Annotated in this window: 16 protein-coding genes and 1 riboswitch; of the genes, 8 read left to right on the forward strand and 8 right to left on the reverse strand. The window is 39.2% G+C overall.

Annotation, left to right across the window (positions count from 1 at the left end; all coding sequences use genetic code 11):
* Positions 1–231: 231 nt before the first annotated feature.
* A complete protein-coding gene (locus AC2117_RS02930) occupies positions 232–609 on the reverse strand; it encodes a hypothetical protein (RefSeq protein WP_133971801.1) in 378 nt (125 codons plus the stop codon).
* Positions 610–741: 132 nt separating this feature from the next.
* On the opposite strand from AC2117_RS02930, the gene baeS reads away from it, so the two are divergent.
* Both baeS and AC2117_RS02940 read left to right on the forward strand, forming a co-directional pair.
* Complete coding sequence (gene baeS / locus AC2117_RS02935; protein ID WP_133971803.1) at positions 742–2,400, forward strand: sensor histidine kinase efflux regulator BaeS; 1,659 nt, start codon at positions 742–744, stop codon at positions 2,398–2,400.
* Positions 2,401–2,421: 21 nt separating this feature from the next.
* Entirely contained in the window at positions 2,422–3,108 is a 687-nt protein-coding gene (locus AC2117_RS02940) for a response regulator (RefSeq protein WP_003655179.1), read from the forward strand.
* Between the two features lie 70 nt (positions 3,109–3,178).
* Here AC2117_RS02940 and AC2117_RS02945 read toward each other — a convergent pair whose 3' ends face one another.
* The 3 genes from AC2117_RS02945 to AC2117_RS02955 form a co-directional block, all read right to left on the reverse strand.
* Positions 3,179–3,760 carry a L,D-transpeptidase family protein gene (locus AC2117_RS02945; RefSeq protein ID WP_133971805.1) on the reverse strand — a complete coding sequence of 194 codons (582 nt, stop codon included), beginning with the start codon at positions 3,758–3,760 and terminating at the stop codon, positions 3,179–3,181.
* 90 nt (positions 3,761–3,850) lie between these two features.
* On the reverse strand, positions 3,851–5,293 hold the full coding sequence (locus tag AC2117_RS02950; protein WP_133971807.1) for a protein adenylyltransferase SelO: 1,443 nt from the start codon (positions 5,291–5,293) through the stop codon (positions 3,851–3,853).
* Between the two features lie 99 nt (positions 5,294–5,392).
* Positions 5,393–6,565 carry an acyl-CoA desaturase gene (locus AC2117_RS02955; protein WP_133971809.1) on the reverse strand — a complete coding sequence of 391 codons (1,173 nt, stop codon included), beginning with the start codon at positions 6,563–6,565 and terminating at the stop codon, positions 5,393–5,395.
* A gap of 208 nt (positions 6,566–6,773) precedes the next feature.
* On the opposite strand from AC2117_RS02955, the gene AC2117_RS02960 reads away from it, so the two are divergent.
* Complete coding sequence (locus tag AC2117_RS02960) at positions 6,774–7,307, forward strand: META domain-containing protein (protein WP_133971811.1); 534 nt, start codon at positions 6,774–6,776, stop codon at positions 7,305–7,307.
* A 30-nt stretch (positions 7,308–7,337) separates the two neighbouring features.
* Here AC2117_RS02960 and AC2117_RS02965 read toward each other — a convergent pair whose 3' ends face one another.
* The 3 genes from AC2117_RS02965 to AC2117_RS02975 form a co-directional block, all read right to left on the reverse strand.
* On the reverse strand, positions 7,338–8,051 hold the full coding sequence (locus AC2117_RS02965) for a glycerophosphodiester phosphodiesterase (RefSeq protein WP_133971813.1): 714 nt from the start codon (positions 8,049–8,051) through the stop codon (positions 7,338–7,340).
* Between the two features lie 73 nt (positions 8,052–8,124).
* Positions 8,125–8,703, reverse strand: a complete 579-nt coding sequence (locus AC2117_RS02970; protein WP_133971815.1) for a cob(I)yrinic acid a,c-diamide adenosyltransferase — start codon at positions 8,701–8,703, stop codon at positions 8,125–8,127.
* A gap of 96 nt (positions 8,704–8,799) precedes the next feature.
* Positions 8,800–10,650: a TonB-dependent receptor plug domain-containing protein gene (locus tag AC2117_RS02975; protein WP_133971817.1), complete on the reverse strand. Its 1,851-nt coding sequence runs from the start codon at positions 10,648–10,650 to the stop codon at positions 8,800–8,802.
* A gap of 23 nt (positions 10,651–10,673) precedes the next feature.
* Positions 10,674–10,881, reverse strand: a riboswitch (cobalamin riboswitch).
* A gap of 126 nt (positions 10,882–11,007) precedes the next feature.
* Between AC2117_RS02975 and AC2117_RS02980 the strand changes: the two genes are divergently transcribed.
* The 4 genes from AC2117_RS02980 to AC2117_RS02995 are packed head-to-tail and all read left to right on the forward strand — an operon-like array spanning position 11,008 to position 14,438.
* The gene (locus AC2117_RS02980; protein WP_133971819.1) at positions 11,008–11,676 is read left to right on the forward strand and encodes a phosphoribosylanthranilate isomerase; all 669 of its coding nucleotides are present in this window, start codon (positions 11,008–11,010) and stop codon (positions 11,674–11,676) included.
* Complete coding sequence (gene trpB / locus AC2117_RS02985) at positions 11,651–12,880, forward strand: tryptophan synthase subunit beta (protein ID WP_133971821.1); 1,230 nt, start codon at positions 11,651–11,653, stop codon at positions 12,878–12,880. Before AC2117_RS02980 ends, trpB begins: the two co-directional genes overlap by 26 nt.
* A 12-nt stretch (positions 12,881–12,892) precedes the next feature.
* Positions 12,893–13,405: a DUF1543 domain-containing protein gene (locus AC2117_RS02990; protein WP_133971823.1), complete on the forward strand. Its 513-nt coding sequence runs from the start codon at positions 12,893–12,895 to the stop codon at positions 13,403–13,405.
* Between the two features lie 37 nt (positions 13,406–13,442).
* Complete coding sequence (locus AC2117_RS02995) at positions 13,443–14,438, forward strand: DUF2804 domain-containing protein (RefSeq protein ID WP_133971825.1); 996 nt, start codon at positions 13,443–13,445, stop codon at positions 14,436–14,438.
* Between the two features lie 8 nt (positions 14,439–14,446).
* Here AC2117_RS02995 and AC2117_RS03000 read toward each other — a convergent pair whose 3' ends face one another.
* Positions 14,447–15,322, reverse strand: a complete 876-nt coding sequence (locus tag AC2117_RS03000; protein WP_197730974.1) for a metal-dependent hydrolase — start codon at positions 15,320–15,322, stop codon at positions 14,447–14,449.
* Positions 15,323–15,443: 121 nt separating this feature from the next.
* Here AC2117_RS03000 and AC2117_RS03005 point away from each other — a divergent pair, with 121 nt between their 5' ends.
* Entirely contained in the window at positions 15,444–16,493 is a 1,050-nt protein-coding gene (locus tag AC2117_RS03005; RefSeq protein ID WP_133971827.1) for an AraC family transcriptional regulator, read from the forward strand.
* Positions 16,494–16,621 lie beyond the last annotated feature (128 nt).

Below are 16,621 nucleotides of genomic sequence, written 5' to 3' on the forward strand. Positions count from 1 at the left end.
CATCAGGCACCTTGGACTATTACATCGTGCAACAACTTGCATAACTGCACAAGCACCTCAGGACCTTTACTTTGTGACTGCAAAGTCAAGAAAAAAATGCTTAAACTAGCTAAGTGCTTTGAGTGTAAACACTTTTGGTTATGTTTATATGATACAAATAGTCAAAATCGTAAATAGTTATGTATAAACAAAAGGCGCCAATCGGCGCCTTTTGTTTTATGATTTTTAGAATTATTTTGCTTGAGCTGATGTTGGAGCCGAGGCGTTAACTGGTGGTTGAGGACGTTTTGGTTCAAAACGAAGGTTACAGGTACCTTCAATTGTTTTATCGCCAACTTGCACATTTATATTCTGTCCATTGGCCTTGCCATCACATGCTTTTTGGATTTGTTCAAAGCGAGCTTTACGTTCTGAACGGTGTTGTTCCCATGCTGCTTTTTGTTCAGGTGTGAATTCGCGGTGCTTCATACGATGGTGACCCTCACGTGGGCCATCTTGCATCATGCGATGTTCTGGTTTTTGTGGCTGAGTCGTTGATTGACAAGCCGCTAAACTTCCCATAGTTACAATTGCCGCACTGAATAATGCAATTTTTGCCGTCATTTTCATATTTAAAGCCCTTTAATGCTGTGTTTTAAGATGGCTTAAAGATTAGATAATAAAGATGTAGAAACAATGGAGAGTTTTTCTTTTCGTTGTTGGTTACAATGCGAAATATAGCGTAAAAATGAGAGAGTGCTTTTGAACGTTCTACGTGTTCCCATTGCATTACGGTTATTTTTAACAGTCTTGCTCACCACATTGCTTATTGCGACTGCAAGCTTGAGCGTTTTGCACTGGACAATGCAAAAGAACTTCGCCAAATATGTAGCCGACGTTGAAATGCAAAAGCTCGACCGCCTCATTACCAATCTTGGCGATGTCTATACGGTGTACCATGATTGGGGGAATGCGATTCAGGCACAAATTTTACAAATTGAAGGGACCGCAGCTCCAGATGATTATGATCGTCTCTCGCAGTGGTGGCTTCGTCGCCAATATGATATTGCGATACAACAGCATTCTTTCGATGAACATGCCCTCATCAATATTTCACCTCAAGTTACGCCGACAAATAAAAATACTATTTTTAGTGATGAAGAGTTAAAAACACTTGAGCAAAATTTACCTTCTCAATATCAACCATTTGAAGGGTTGCGTTTCCCATTAAGTGCAAATCAGTTTCGGCCAAGTGATGATAAAAATAAGTCAAAGAAGGGCAGCTTAAAAGATATTGAAACTCAAAATGGTAAGAAGCGATTTATTGCTTTGCCTGACCGTTTAGGTTTAAGTTCTCGCTTATCTTTATATGATGCAAATCACCAGTTTGTGGTGGGTGAACCGCCTTCTTCAGATCAGATGTCGTTTCGCCCGATTATCTTAAACAATCAAGTCGTGGGATATTTGGGCTTAAAACCTGTTTTAGATAAAGAAGATGCTTTGAGTATTAATTTCTTTAGTAATCAAAAGCGTTATTTACTCTTAATTTATGCTTTAACCTTGCTTTCAAGTTTAGTTGCAGCGCTATTGATGGCGACTTATTTTAAGAAACCGATTCAGCGTTTATTAAATGCGACAAATGAATTAACGAAAGGAAATTATCAGCATCAAGTTGTTATTAAGCGAAATGACGAATTAGGTGATTTATCCACCCAATTGAACCATTTGGCAGAGATTTTACATCGGCATGAAGAATCACGTCGTCAATGGGTGGCGGATACTTCCCATGAATTAAAAACGCCATTGGCTGTATTGCAAGCACAAATTGAAGCGATGCAAGACGGTATTCGAAAAGCAACGCCTGAACATCTGGAGGCGATGATGCGTCAGGTTTCAAGTCTGAAAAAATTAACACAAGACCTTGCAGACTTGGCACAGGCAGATGCACAACAACTCAAGTGTTATTTGAGTTCTGTAAATCCGTGGGAAGTTGTATTACAAGAGGTTGAAAATTTTAAACCGAAACTTGAGCAAGCTGGTCTCGAAATTCAAGTTGAAGGAACAAGTTCTCCGCTATTATTAGACCGTGATCGGTTTAAACAGATTATTGTTAATTTAATTAGTAATAGTATTCGTTACACAGAAACAGGTGGCAAAATTCATATTCATACAGCACAAACTCCACAGGAGTGGACTTTGTATGTTGATGACAGTCCATTTGGTTTAAATGATGAGCAGTTATCTCGTTTAGGTGAACGATTCTATCGCGTCGATGATTCGCGTACGCGTAGTACAGGTGGAACAGGGCTAGGCTTGGCTTTGTCTTGTAAAATTGCGCAAGCGCTTGGTGGTACACTCAGTTTTAAACATTCACCATTAGGTGGTTTACGTTGTGTACTCACTTTTAAAAAGCAGAGTTAAATATAAAAGGAAAAATATCTCATGAAACATGTGATGTTGGTTGAAGATGAAGTCGAATTAGCGCATTTGGTGCGTGATTATCTTGAAGCTGCCGGTTTTGAAGTAAGTATGTTTCATGATGGTCAAGATGCCTATGCGAGTTTCCAGCAACGTAAACCTAATTTAATGGTTCTGGACTTAATGGTTCCACGAATGGATGGTTTGACCATTTGCCGTAAGGTTCGTGAACAGTCAGATTTACCGATTATTATGGTGACTGCCCGTACCGAAGAAATCGACCGCGTCTTGGGGCTGAATATGGGCGCTGATGACTATGTATGTAAACCGTTTAGCCCAAAAGAGTTGGTTGCTCGCGTACAGGCCGTTTTACGCCGTTTAGAACGTAAGGCAGAGCCCGAACAAAATGACTCTTTCCGAATTGATAAAGCACAGCAAAGAATTTGGTATCAACAAAAATCGTTGAGCTTAACCCCAACCGAATTTCGTTTACTTGAGCTATTTTTAGAGCATGTTGGACAAGTCTATTCGCGTGCACAATTATTGGATCATATTAATCCAGATAGTTTTGACGTTGCCGATCGTGTAATTGACAGTCATATCAAAAACTTGCGTCGAAAAATTAGTGAAGCGGCTGAAACTGGTAACCGCCATGAGTGGATTCAAGCAGTTTACGGCGTAGGTTACCGCTTCGAATACCCAGAAGAATAAGCACTCACAAAAGTTATTCTGTGGATAACCACAATGTTATCCACAGAAAATGTGGATAGTTTTAAAGATTTTATGGATAAATTATAATCTTTGTCTGATTCGGTACTAATTGCCAAATCTCGTCTATATCTACATTTCTAACGGCGATACATCCTAGTGTCCAATCCTTATGTGGCATATAAGTCGAGCTAAAAGGCATAGATAAAAATGATTTTGGAACTGATCCATGAATCATGATATCTCCACCAGTTGGTTGATTATGTTGCTTGGCATAAGCAATATCTTTCGCATCGGGATAGGAAATATGCAAAGATTTATAATAAGCACTTTGTGAGTTTCGCCAGTCTATAGAGTAAACCCCTTCAGGTGTTTTACCATCATTTTCAAAGTGCTTATGTCCTTCAGGGTTAAAGCCTAGACGAATAGGATAACGACGAATCACCTCGTTATTATTTTTAAGTAGAAGTAGGCGTTGATTTTTAAATACTTCAATTGAGGTGATGGGCTTGGTCTTGATTAGTTCTAATATTTCTTCGGTTGAAAGAGCTTTATGGGATGATGTAAAAGTCGGTAAATATTTTTCATAATTATAAAAAGCGATTCCCAATGGAATCATCAGAAGCGTACAAATAATGATAGGTTTAATTTTCATATATTATTCTTTGGTGTTTAAGAAACTCTCTTAAACTACCATTAAAGCAGCTTAAGAGAGCCTATTAAGAGAGTCTTAGTTCTTAAAGGATTAAGAAGAGCAGCTTACCGCTACATCTGGTACGTCACTTGGTAAAGGGCCGAGATCTTCTGGTTTTTCTAAATCTTGCTGTCTGGTATAGGGCTGGTTAAGTAGCTTGAATAAACGATCTACTTCGCTAAAATCATCTCGTTCTGCCGCATCAATAGCACGTTGAGCCATATGGTTACGTAAAATATAGACTGGATTAGCTTGTCGCATATTTACATCAAGCTCATCTGTATCTTGATGTTCACGAATGCTTTGATATTGGTTAAGAAACTCATCAAACTGTCGAATATCAAGGCAATCATCTCGTAGAGTTTTATATTCTTTATTTTGAAGTCGAAGAAAGCTCTGAGTGTAGTCGAGTTGTTCAGTTTGTAATATTCTTAAAAAGGCAAAACTACAATCAAGGCTGTCTTTATGGAAATGGGGAAGTCCCATTTTTTTACATAAGCCAGTTGTGTAATGTTCCATGAAAGTTGGTTCAAATTGTTCTAAGCAGGCTGCTAATTCCTCTTTGAACAGATCCTTTTGTTCAGGCTCAGCGAGTGGAATTAAGTTGTTTAACCAAGTCCATAAATTCCAATGGCCTATACTTGGTTGGTTTTGGTAAGTATAACGGCCTTGATAATCTGAGTGGTTATTAATCCAGTTCGGGCGGAAGCGCTCCATAAAGCCATATGGACCAAAATCTAAAGTTGAACCTGTAATATTTAAGTTATCGGTATTCATTACGCCATGAGCAAATCCCACCAATTGCCATTTTGCGATCATGATTGCCGTATTTCTAATAACTGCTTTGGCAAATGCTAAAATTGGTTGTTCTACTTCTTGGCATTCTGGATAGTGCCATTCAATACATTTTTGAGTAAATTCTGGCAGCAACTCTGGAGCGTATTGATTAATCCACTCAAAATGCCCTAAACGGATATGACATTCAGACGTTCTGAGTAGCATTGCTCCTGGTTCTAGTTTTTCACGCTGTACGCCTTGAGCTGAGCTTGTAAATCCTACTGCGTGACTAGAAGCCACTCCTAAAGCATTTAAAGCATGCCCAGCTAAATATTCACGAACGACAGAACGCAACACTGCGCGGCCATCTCCCATTCTTGAATAGGGCGTCGGACCTGCACCTTTAAGGTGTAAGTCTATAGTTTGACCTTTTGTATTTAGTATCTGAGCGATGAGTAAGCCGCGGCCATCGCCAAGTTGACCAGCCCATTGTCCAAATTGGTGGCCAGCATAGACCATAGCCAGAGAAGGGAACTCAGAGAAAGTGCGCTGTCCGCTACAGATTTCAACCCATGCATTTTTTTCGTCTTCTGACCATTGTAGTTCATCTGCCAAAGCGGTATTGAAATGGCCCGCTTTTGCACCACGTAAAGGCGATGGCTGCTGAACATGGAATAATTTAGACGGAAGTGAAGGATAGAGCGGATTAAATTGCATGGGCTTGGCAAAATAGAGAGAGCGGATTTAACTATACCATAGTTAAAAAGCGGGCATAAAAATAGCTCCCGAAAGAGCTATTTTAGATAAGAACTTATTCTAGTCTGATACTACGTTAGTGTTCTTTTTAATGTTACGCATTAAAGTTTCTAAACACTCACGATGATGACTTAAACGGTGTTCAAGCAATTGGAAATCAACTTTAAGCTTGTGATCCATTCTATGAATCTTTTCAGCCATTGCTGCTTTTTTCACTTGTAACTCTTGTTCTTTAAGTTTTGCCCAATCATTTAAAGTATGGGTAAATGCTTCGTATTCTTGTGCAATACGTTGCTTCATTTGACTAATGTCAGCATTTACATCATGACCATAAATAGCAAGGTCTTGTTCAGCGTATTTGAACTTCATCGCTAATTCTGCTTTTTTAATATTAAAGCTTGGAATACGACGTAAATTTTTAGCTAAACCAAGTTTCGAACATGACCAGATCAACCATTTAGTTGGGTCATATTGCCACCATTTCACGCCATTACGATAGTCGTACTGGAAGATATGGTGATAGTTGTGGTAACCCTCGCCCCAAGTAGCAATCGCTAACCAGAAATTATCACGTGCAGTGTTTTCGTCTGTATAAGGACGGTTACCCCACATGTGGCAAAGCGAGTTAATGAAGAAAGTGACTTGATGGCTAATGATTAATCGCAATAGGCCACCTATGAGGACTACACCCCACAAATCACCAGTTGCCCAACCAATTAAGCCTAAAATTCCAACATGAACTGCAACTACGAGTAAACCATAGTACTTATGTTGAAACATCACCAGTCTATCGTTTAATAAGTCTGGCGCGTTTTTAAAATCTGGCTCAGATGGTGAATGATCGCGGATCATCCAACCCATATGGGCATACCAAAAACCACGCTTAATTGAATATGGATCTTCATCAACATGATCAACATGTCGATGGTGTGTACGGTGACCAGATGCCCAGAACAAAATACTATTTTGCACGGCAAATGTTCCACCAATCATTAAAAGAATTTTAAGTGGTAACGACGCTTCATAAGCTCGGTGAGCCCACAGGCGGTGATAACCAGCAGTAATCCCCATACTACTTAGAGCTAAAAGAAAAAATAAGCTTACCCATGCGCTTACACTAAAATCATAATAATACGCATAAATCGGGATTATGATTGCAGCAAGAATTGGTAAACCAATTAAGGTAATGCTAGCGGTCCAGTTAATTGGGGCTTTGAGTGGGGCGGAAGTCATATCCGGCAGCGCTCCTAGAAACCTTGTCAGACAAGGTACAAAGACAAAACGACATAGCAAAACCAATCATCAAGATATATTGCTATTCTATCCTTCATATTAGCACGTGCTTAGTGAGAATCACTAACATTATTGTACAGATGTATTGAAAGAACGGTAACAGATTTAAACTATGTCACAGAGTTTTTCAAGTAGGAGAAGTTGTTTAATGAACGTACAACGATTGAAAAAAAAGAACAGCATTGATATTGCAAGAAAATTATCATTGAAGTGTATCTTGGTCACAATCAGTCTTGTATTAGCAGCATGTCAAAGTGCGCCCAATCAAAATACAAAAACAGTTCAAACAAAAAAAACAGTTCATCATGTTCAACCCCCAGTTATAAAAAAGAGAGTGAGTCCTGATGGCATTCAAGATATTGATTGGCAAATTACCCAGATTAATGGTCACAAGGCCAAGTTTTTTAACCAATGGCCAGTTCTTTCTTTAAATTCTGCTGTTAAAACAGTTTCAGGCCATACGGGATGTAACGGAGTGTTCGGTCGATATACATTTGATTTTAGTCAGCAAAAACTTGATATGCAGGTCAATGCAGGACATTCAAGTTGTGATGGTGCATTGGCTCAAGAAGCAGAATTGATTGATTCTTTACAGCGCATTCAAAAATTTCAGTTGGTAGGCAATACACTCTATTTGCTTGACCAAAGCGGTCAGCGATTGATTCAGGCACAAAAGAAATAATAAAAGGTGGTAAAACCACCTTTTTCATATCTAAAGCGCTTGTAACATGGTTGTTGGAATATCTGTAATTAGCCCTTGTACATCTAAATCTTTTAGCCTTTTAGCCCTTTCTACATCATTCACTGTCCAGACACTAATGTTCAAGCCAGCCTGTTGTGAAAGCTGAATCATTTCATCTGTTGCGAGTTGATCATGCCAACCAATATGACAGCAACCATATTGATGAGCGAGTTCAATTGCTGTTGCTCCAACTGGAAGTTCGACTAACAATCCACGTTTGAATTGAGAGTTTATGTCGCGTAAGGCAGTTAGAATTTGAAGATCGAAACTTGTGATGGTGACTACTTTCTCAAAACCTTGTAATTCAGTCTCAAGCTTTTTAACTAATTTTTCTGCTAAAGCCATGTCTCTTACCGCTTTAACTTCGACTTCAATATGGTCAAAGTTATCAAGTAAGTTTAAAACGCCCGTCAGTGTAGGTGTTGGTTCAGAGTTTGGCCAATTGGGCCAGTTTTGACGGTGATCAAATAACAATGCTTGAGCCAAACTCGATTGCTCAACAATTTGTTCGACCCCAGCTGTACGTAAAAAGTTGTCATCATGGATAACGACTAATTCTTGATCTTGAAGCTGACGAATATCAAATTCGACACCACGAATACCTAGATTTTTTAAGTGCTGAAAACCACCTAGCGTGTTTTCAGGAGCTTCTTTGCGTGCACCACGATGACCAATAATGCGCATAATTTTCTTCTATCAAGTATTTTTAAGAATGGTCCTTCAAAAGAACAGAGACCATTCTTAATCTAATCTATTTTTAAATAATCTCATTAATATTTTTTTGCCAAAGCACTTCTTGTCCACCCTCAGCACGTTGTAAAGCACGAGAAGCGACAAATAACCAGTCAGATAGACGGTTTAAAAGTTGGAGTGCCGTGGTTTGAATATTCTGGTCGCGTATTTGTACCGACAGCAGAGATCGTTCTGCACGGCGGCAAACCGCGCGCGCCTGATGGGCATAACTGCAAGTTAAAGAGCCAGACGGTAGAATAAACTCTTTAAGCATGGGTAAGTCTTCATTCATACGATCAATTTCTTTTTCAAGAAATTCAATGCAAACAGGCTGAAGTAAATTGTAGTTTGGAATACAAACCTCTCCACCTAAGTCAAATAACCAATGTTGAACTAAGCTTAGACTCTTATCCCAATTTGCTTTATCTATTACTTGACTTGCAGTGATTTGAGCTCGAAGTACCCCAATAATAGCATTCAGTTCATCGACATCCCCCAATGCTGCAATTCGTAAATCGTCTTTGGCAACACGAGAGCCATCGCCTAAACCTGTTGTGCCTGAATCGCCTGTGCGTGTATAGATTTTGCTTAAACGGTGTCCCATGATGGATATCCTGAACATAAAAAAGGGGATAATGTCGGTCAGAACATTACCCCGAAACTGGAGTTAAGAAAATATTTTTATAATTAAAGTGAGAAATTAATAACGGAAAGTTACGCCAACAGAAGCTTGGCGACCTGTATTAACATACCAGTCATTTGAAGGATACGTATTTAATACTTCACGATATTGAACATCGCCTACGTTTTGGATATTGGTAAATACTTTTACGTTAGGAATAATATTCCAATAAGCATTTAAGTCTACAGTTGCATAACCCTGTACTCGCATAGAATTTGCTGAGTCTGCATAAGATTTAGATCTTGCAATTAAAGAGGCACTAATTCCGTAAATTGCATTTTCTAAACCTGTACTTACAGTGATAGTCTGGCGAGGACGGTAAGCAATTTCTGTATTATCTTTTTCATTTTCTGTTTTTACGTAAGCATATTCAGTGGACAAGAATAGATCATCCTGATGCCACTTTATTCCAGCTTCACCACCTGTAAAGTTTGCTTTGGCTATATTTGTATTAGTACCAGCATTGTAGGCTATAAGATCTTTAATTTTTGTATGATAAACAGAAAAATTAGTACTCACATTTGACGTAAGATCATAGTTCATCCCCATTTCATAAGAGGTACTTTCTTCTGGTGCTAAGTTCTCATTTCCTCCCCATTGTGAATAAAGTTCATTTAAGGTCGGAGCTCTGAAAGCACTACCGATATTTGCATATATGCTAGCATTCGGTAGGAAATGATAGCGAATAGCACCTTGGCCAACAGTATGGGTACCAAAGCGTTGATTGTCTTCTAAACGAACGCCAACTTGCGTATCAAAAAGATCATTTTTGAGTTGATGCTGTAGATAATAACCTGTGCTATTTACACTTTTATCTGAATTTAGGATGGTATTACTTTTATAATTTGCATCGTTATAGGTGGCACCAACTAAAATATTTTGGTTCGGAGTGAATTTCCATTTCAGATTTAAATCACTCTCATTATTTTCAGTATTGTAATATGAGCCATAAGCAGGAACATTTTGTTTATCCCGAACATTTGCATAGTGTGCATTAATGATTAAATCAGGCAAAATATTATAAGCAACTTTTGTGTTGATAACTCGATTTTCAAATTGACGTTGTGCTGTATTGGTTATGTAGTCATTACTAAAAACATTCGTGCCTTTATTTTCACTAATTGAAGCAGAAGCATCTATTAAGTTTTCTTGGAAGAATCCTATTTTAGCGTGATAGCCTTTTTGATCATAACTGGCTTTTTCATTTTCTGGCTGGCTTTCAAAAATACGTGTTCCATCACTTTCTAAGCGTTGCCCGCCTACTTGTGCATAGAACCCTTGGTCAGTCACGAGATTGGTATTAACAATAGCCTTATAGGTATTATTTTCACCATAAATACCCGTTAACTCAGCACCTGTTTTCTCTGGTTTTTTAGAAATTAACTGGACGACACCACCAATAGCATCACTGCCATATTGAACTGATGCAGGTCCTTTTAGAATCTCAATTTGTTGAACATCTGTTGTATCTAAAAATGCCGGATATAATGGGCCAAGCTCATTTTGACTATTTAAACGAGCACCATCTTTAAGAACTAATGTATGAACTGATTTAGTGCCACGAAGGGAAATTTCAGAAATCTGACCTAGACCACCGCTTTGTTTTATATAAACAGAAGGATCGCGTTGGATAATATCCGAAACATTTAATAATGGATTCTGCCCAATTGTTTTTTCATCAATCACTGAAATACGTGCTGGAACTTCGCTCGCTTTTTCAGCACTTTTTGAAGCAGTCACTACAATTGGATCAAGCTGAGTTGCATTCGTTGTATCTTCAGCAAAAGTAATAGGTGAAAACCCCATCGCAATAGCGATAGCCCCTACCAGACGAGTAGGTTGAAAAGACTTAGACATAACATGCTCCATACATTCACCCCACGTGAATGATCGGGTAGATAGATGAAACAAGTAGGTCTCCGGACTTCAGCGCCATATTTAATTTATGGACATATTCACCTTCCCACAGAACTGCAGTGGTGTAAGTCAAAATTGACTTAAAAAATATGTTTTACATTGTTACCGTTGCGGGGGCAGTGCCGGACTTTCACCAGCTTCCCTAAAGCATGAGTTGCTTACACTTGCTTCCAATTTGACGCAGTATAAAGTGGCAATTTATTTCATACAATGTCATTTAGCCCAATTCCCAGAGAACTTTTACGCAAGGGACAAAAATTGCATTACAATGGCCCTTATTTTAAGAAATGGTTGTAGTTTAGGCAGATCATGAGCCCTTCAAACCAGAAACGTACACGAGCGAAAATCTGTGGAATTACTCGCCCTCAAGATGTCCAGTCAGTAGTTGCGGCTGGAGCAGATGCAATTGGTTTTGTATTTTTTCCGCCAAGTCCAAGACATGTCACACTCGAGCAGGCACAAGAACTAGTTAAACTTATTCCTCCTTATGTACAACTTGTTGGTTTGTTTGTGAATGCAAGTGCTACTGAGATTCAGTCAGTACTTGATTGTGTTCCCCTAGATGTATTACAACTACATGGCGACGAAACTCCAGAACAATGTCAGGAGATAGCTCGCCATTGTAAACGTCGCTGGTATAAAGCGATTCAGGTTAAGCCTTACCTTGATGTTATTGCTGAAATTCAAAAATATCAGGCGGCTGGAGCCAGTGCTGTCTTGCTCGATGCGTGGCATCCTGAGCTTAAAGGGGGCACAGGACATCAGTTTGACTGGTCTAAATTCCCAAAACTTGATATTCCTTTAATCTTGGCAGGCGGTTTAACTCCTGACAATGTCATTGACGCTATTCATACTACCGGTGCTTTTGCAGTAGATGTGAGCGGAGGCGTAGAGTCCGCAAAAGGTATAAAAGACCAACAACTCATTGAACGATTTATGCAAGGAGTCCAACGTGGATCAGCAAAACAATGTGATTGACTATACACAGTATCCAGATGCTGCAGGGCATTTCGGTATCCATGGCGGACGTTTTGTGTCAGAAACTCTAATGGCGGCATTAGAAGATTTAGAAAATCTCTATTCCCGCATGAAAAATGATGAACAGTTTCTGGCAGAATTCGACCGCGATCTCGCCTACTATGTAGGTCGTCCTAGTCCACTTTATTATGCTGAGCGATGGTCAAAAGAGTTAGGTGGTGCCCAAATTTATCTTAAACGTGAAGACTTGAATCATACAGGCTCACATAAGGTAAATAACACGATTGGTCAGGCATTATTGGCAAAGCTTTCTGGTAAAAAACGTATTATTGCCGAGACTGGTGCTGGGCAACATGGTGTGGCAACTGCAACAATTGCAGCGCGTTTGGGTCTTGAATGTGTAGTCTACATGGGTGCTGAAGACGTTAAGCGTCAAGCCATGAACGTTTATCGTATGCGTTTATTGGGTGCAACAGTTGTGCCTGTGCAAAGTGGCTCAAAAACGCTTAAAGATGCCATGAACGAAGCGATGCGCGACTGGGTAACCAATGTTGATAGTACTTACTATGTAATTGGTACGGTGGCAGGTCCTCACCCATACCCACAACTTGTACGTGATTTCCAGTCAATTATTGGGCGTGAAGCACGTAAACAGATTTTGGAACAAGCTAGTCGCTTACCAGATGCATTGGTTGCTTGTGTGGGCGGTGGTTCAAATGCAATGGGCTTGTTCTATCCATTCTTAAACGATGCCAATGTAAAAATGTATGGTGTTGAAGCAGCTGGTTTGGGTATTGAAACTGGTAAACACTCTGCGCCGTTAAATGCAGGCCATGTTGGTGTGTTACACGGTAACCGTACTTACTTGATGAGTGACGAGCAAGGTCAGATTATCGAAACACACAGTATCTCTGCTGGGTTAGATTATCCGGGTGTTGGTCCTGAACACAGCTTCTTGAAAGATATGAAGCGTGTTGAGTATGTGCCGATTAATGATACAGAGGCTCTACAAGGCTTCCGTGATTTAACCAAAATCGAAGGAATTATTCCTGCTCTTGAAAGCTCACATGCCATGGCTTATGTATCTAAGCTTGCACCGACTATGTCTAAAGATCAGATTATTATTGCGACCGTTTCAGGTCGTGGTGATAAAGATTTAATGACTGTTGCACGCATTGATGGCGTAGAAATGGTTGAGATGTAAGCGGGAATAAAAATGCCAAGTCTGTTTATGGTAATGTTGGGTGGGCGTCATGCCCGCGCTAATACAGAAGTTCATGATGTTGTCATGGCTGTAGGAGATACTTTAGAAGAAGTTTATCCTCAACTTAAACAGGCTTGGTTTGGTGAGACTCAAGGATTACATATTGATGCTTGGGCTAAGCTTTCGGGAGTGAAATCTCAAGAGCAAAATTATCAAATTCGTTTTACAGACGCTGCTCCACAACCAGATGACTTAAAATTATATTTAATTAATCTGGGCGGATACAATGCTCATGAATTTGGTGAGCTCCATCGTTATGAGTTTGTCGTTGCACCTAATGCAGTCATTGCAAAACAACTGGGTAAACAATTTATAGATCGGCAGTGGCAAAAAGCGCATACAGATCGAGTCATTGATATTGATGATTGCTTAGCAATAGATTGTGTAGCAGGGCGCTATATTCATTTAATAAAAGGCGATTTTGCTGCAACAGTTTGGGAAAATACGTATTTGACCGTGGTATAGGTCATTTGAAATCTAATATTCATATGGAAGTGGGTAAATGGATTTAATTCAAGAAAATGGACAGCCTCGTTATGGGCGTTTTGAATCTGTACCGTCAACCATTCATGTACAACATTATATTTATAAAACCCCTTATGGTAAGGTCTTAAAAGGCTGGCGTAAGCAATTAAAATATAAAAAATTTAAATTCTGCGGCATTCAACATAAACATTATAGTATTGGTCTGGCCATTGCGGATATTGGCTGGGTTGGGCACGGTTTTTTCTATATTTATGATCATGAAACCCAGCAGGTAATTGAATGGAATGCAATTCAGCCTTTGGGACATAAGACCAATCTAGATGAACAGCCGCTTTTTAACCAAAGCTATTTTTCTAAATCGCCTTATCAATTTGATATTCAGCATGCCAATGGTGTGCGGTACATTCGAGTCACTAAATATGGTGAGATTCAACTGAGCGCTCGAATTTTTTGTGCTGGCACCGATATATTAAGTTTATGTACACCGACAGGAATTAATGGTTGGACCTATACTCAAAAGCAGACCACGCTGGGTGTAGAGGGGATGTTTATTAATAAACAAAACCAAATTGTACAATTTGATGAAAAGACTTTTGCATCTTTAGATGATACTTGCGGTTTTTTGCGTCCTGAAACAGCTTGGTTTTGGCTTTCATGTAATTTCTGGGATGAACAAGGCAGACGTATTGGTCTAAATTTAGCTTCTGGTGTTAATGAAAGCTTTGGTAACGAAAACTGTTTATGGATTAACGGGGTTTTATTTCCCCTGACAGATGTTCTATTTGAAAAAGTAAGTGATGAACGTTGGCAAATTAGTTCTCTAGATCAAAAGCTTAATCTACAAATCCATATTGGTTGGTGTAGATACGAAAATATTAACTTAAGAATGATTGGAAGCCAGTTCAATCAGTGGCAAGCTAAAATTAGTGGCACGATTGAACATGAAATGAATGATGTCATCACTTGTAATGAGCAATACGGTTTACTAGAACAACATTATGCAAAGTGGTAACAAGCAGGTTATAAACCTGCTTGCCAAAATGCTTCACCCGCCGCAATTGGATCATTTGTTTTCTCTAATGTTTCAATCCAAACAGGATATTGACGAATTACCGGATGCTGACTTGGGTGGAAGTCTTTTTTAAACCAGTCCAAATATTGGGTTTTCATTGCAGTTAAAGTACCATTTTTACCAAAGAACCAGGGTAAACCCTTAAGGCTCATCAAGAGTCTTTCTCTAGAACTAAAACCATCACATTTCAACATGACATTGGTGCGATAGAGCGTAAAACCAAACATCAATACTGTTGTAGCAACTAATACAAAACGACGTGTTGACTCAGGCACTTCACCTACCTGCTTCATTACGTCAAATGCAACATCTCGATGCTCCATTTCTTCAATGGCATGCCATGCAAACAGTGCTCGAACATACGGATGTGCATTTTCCAATGTTTTTTTGTTGCTATAAAATGTCTCTGCCATTAAGGCTGTTAAATGTTCGGCAGCAGCAGTCATGGCAATGTTGTATTGAGGTGAGCGTTTTTTCAGTTCAAAACGGAAAATCTTTTTCAGCGTGGCCGTGAACTGGTCAACTGGCATGCCTTGCTCTTTCATGATTTGATTCATTTTGTCATGAGCAATACCGTGCTGAGCTTCTTGTTTAATAAAGTCCACAACTCGCCTTTGTAGTTCTGGATCATCAATTTTGTCACGGAACATACGAACGCATTCGATAAAATAACGCTCTCCATCTGGAAAGGTTAAGCTGAGTGCATCAAACATACGAGTCAAAAAAGGATCATTATTAAACCAAAAGCGAGGTGCTTCGTTTAAATGAAAATCTAAATCTTTACGAACCACTGGTTCGACCTGATAAGCAACATGTGCGTTCATATTTTTATTTCTCGCATCTAACATGTTCACTAGTATGTCGCGACTGGTCGGCTTTGTTTTGACAGTTATTGCCAATTTTTATACAGTTTGCGACAAGATGGCATTAGAAAAAGGATGAGCCATGCAGGATTTCACTATTTCAAATGGTTATTTTTACCTTTGGAATACGTATTTAAAAGAAAAGGGGATGGATTGGCGGTTATTAAACTTAACTGAAGCACAAGCTCGCCAAGTTCAAAATATCTTATCTGCTTCTATCGATGCTCAATCATCTTTAACTTTTTTTCTTGAGCTTTTAGAGCTGACCGAATCTCGACTACAAGTTTCCAATTTAGCTTTGGAAATGGCGACCTGTATTACACCTGCCAATTTTGGTGTGTTGGGTTATATGGCATCCCGAAGTGATAGCCTTGCGCAGGTGCTCGAATATGTCATGAAGTTTCATCGTCTGGTGATTGATGGTGAACAAGTTGTGCCTATGCAAGTTGAACAAGACGCTTCTAAAATTCGTTTATATTGGCCGTTGGTTGATGACAGTAACATCATACTTTGTGAATTGACCTTAGCGGCTATGGTACAGCTTGCCAAACAAATTGCGCCATTACATGATTTTCTTTTGCAACAAGTTGAGTTCGTGCACCGCGCACGTGGCCCATTAGTGCACTATCAGCGTTTCTTCCAATGCAAATTATCATTTGAAAAACCCTACTATGCATTAACTTTTGCAAGTGAGGGGCTAAGTATTCGTCCACAAGATGCAGACCCGACTTTAATGCAACTTTTGGTAAAACAGGCAGAAGAGGCGTTAGCTCAGCGTAAAATACATACAGATTTAGCTCAGCAAATCCATTGGATCGTACATGAATATTTTAAGCAAAGGCAGCAAGCCCCTAAAATAGAAGATATTGCCATCGAGTTGAATATTTCAGTGCGAAGCTTGCAGCGTCAGCTACAGTCATTAAACACTTCATTTAAATTAATTTTAGATGCAGAGCGCATGAGACGTTGTGAAATATTACTCAACCAAAATGCAAGCCTAACTTTAATTGCTGAACAATTGGGATATTCGGACCAGTCGGCACTTGCACGGGCCCATAAAAATTTGACAGGACAAACCTTACTCACAAGAAAAAGACAATTACAGCTAACCCATAAAAATGCAGTGAAATAGTCTTTTTATGGCGGTTTTCTATTTAGATGACGATCTAATAATGATTCGAAAATAGGAAGCTTTGATCATTGAGAAAAGTTTCAAAATATTGATAAATGTACGCCATGGGTTGTATGAATCATACAATC

The organism is Acinetobacter calcoaceticus (assembly GCF_900520355.1).
Taxonomy (GTDB): Bacteria; Pseudomonadota; Gammaproteobacteria; order Pseudomonadales; family Moraxellaceae; genus Acinetobacter; species Acinetobacter calcoaceticus_C.

Excerpts from the sequence above, each read along its gene's own strand:
- AC2117_RS02975 (WP_133971817.1), bottom strand. The coding sequence starts at position 10,650 with ATGGAGCATGTTATGTCTAAGTCTTTTCAACCTACTCGTCTGGTAGGG.
- AC2117_RS02950 (WP_133971807.1), bottom strand. The coding sequence starts at position 5,293 with ATGCAATTTAATCCGCTCTATCCTTCACTTCCGTCTAAATTATTCCAT.
- AC2117_RS02970 (WP_133971815.1), bottom strand. The coding sequence starts at position 8,703 with ATGGGACACCGTTTAAGCAAAATCTATACACGCACAGGCGATTCAGGC.
- AC2117_RS03000 (WP_197730974.1), bottom strand. The coding sequence starts at position 15,322 with ATGAACGCACATGTTGCTTATCAGGTCGAACCAGTGGTTCGTAAAGAT.
- AC2117_RS02995 (WP_133971825.1), top strand. The coding sequence starts at position 13,443 with ATGGATTTAATTCAAGAAAATGGACAGCCTCGTTATGGGCGTTTTGAA.
- AC2117_RS02960 (WP_133971811.1), top strand. The coding sequence starts at position 6,774 with ATGAACGTACAACGATTGAAAAAAAAGAACAGCATTGATATTGCAAGA.
- AC2117_RS02930 (WP_133971801.1), bottom strand. The coding sequence starts at position 609 with ATGAAAATGACGGCAAAAATTGCATTATTCAGTGCGGCAATTGTAACT.
- AC2117_RS02965 (WP_133971813.1), bottom strand. The coding sequence starts at position 8,051 with ATGCGCATTATTGGTCATCGTGGTGCACGCAAAGAAGCTCCTGAAAAC.
- AC2117_RS02940 (WP_003655179.1), top strand. The coding sequence starts at position 2,422 with ATGAAACATGTGATGTTGGTTGAAGATGAAGTCGAATTAGCGCATTTG.
- AC2117_RS02990 (WP_133971823.1), top strand. The coding sequence starts at position 12,893 with ATGCCAAGTCTGTTTATGGTAATGTTGGGTGGGCGTCATGCCCGCGCT.
- AC2117_RS02980 (WP_133971819.1), top strand. The coding sequence starts at position 11,008 with ATGAGCCCTTCAAACCAGAAACGTACACGAGCGAAAATCTGTGGAATT.
- AC2117_RS02955 (WP_133971809.1), bottom strand. The coding sequence starts at position 6,565 with ATGACTTCCGCCCCACTCAAAGCCCCAATTAACTGGACCGCTAGCATT.
- AC2117_RS02945 (WP_133971805.1), bottom strand. The coding sequence starts at position 3,760 with ATGAAAATTAAACCTATCATTATTTGTACGCTTCTGATGATTCCATTG.
- AC2117_RS03005 (WP_133971827.1), top strand. The coding sequence starts at position 15,444 with ATGCAGGATTTCACTATTTCAAATGGTTATTTTTACCTTTGGAATACG.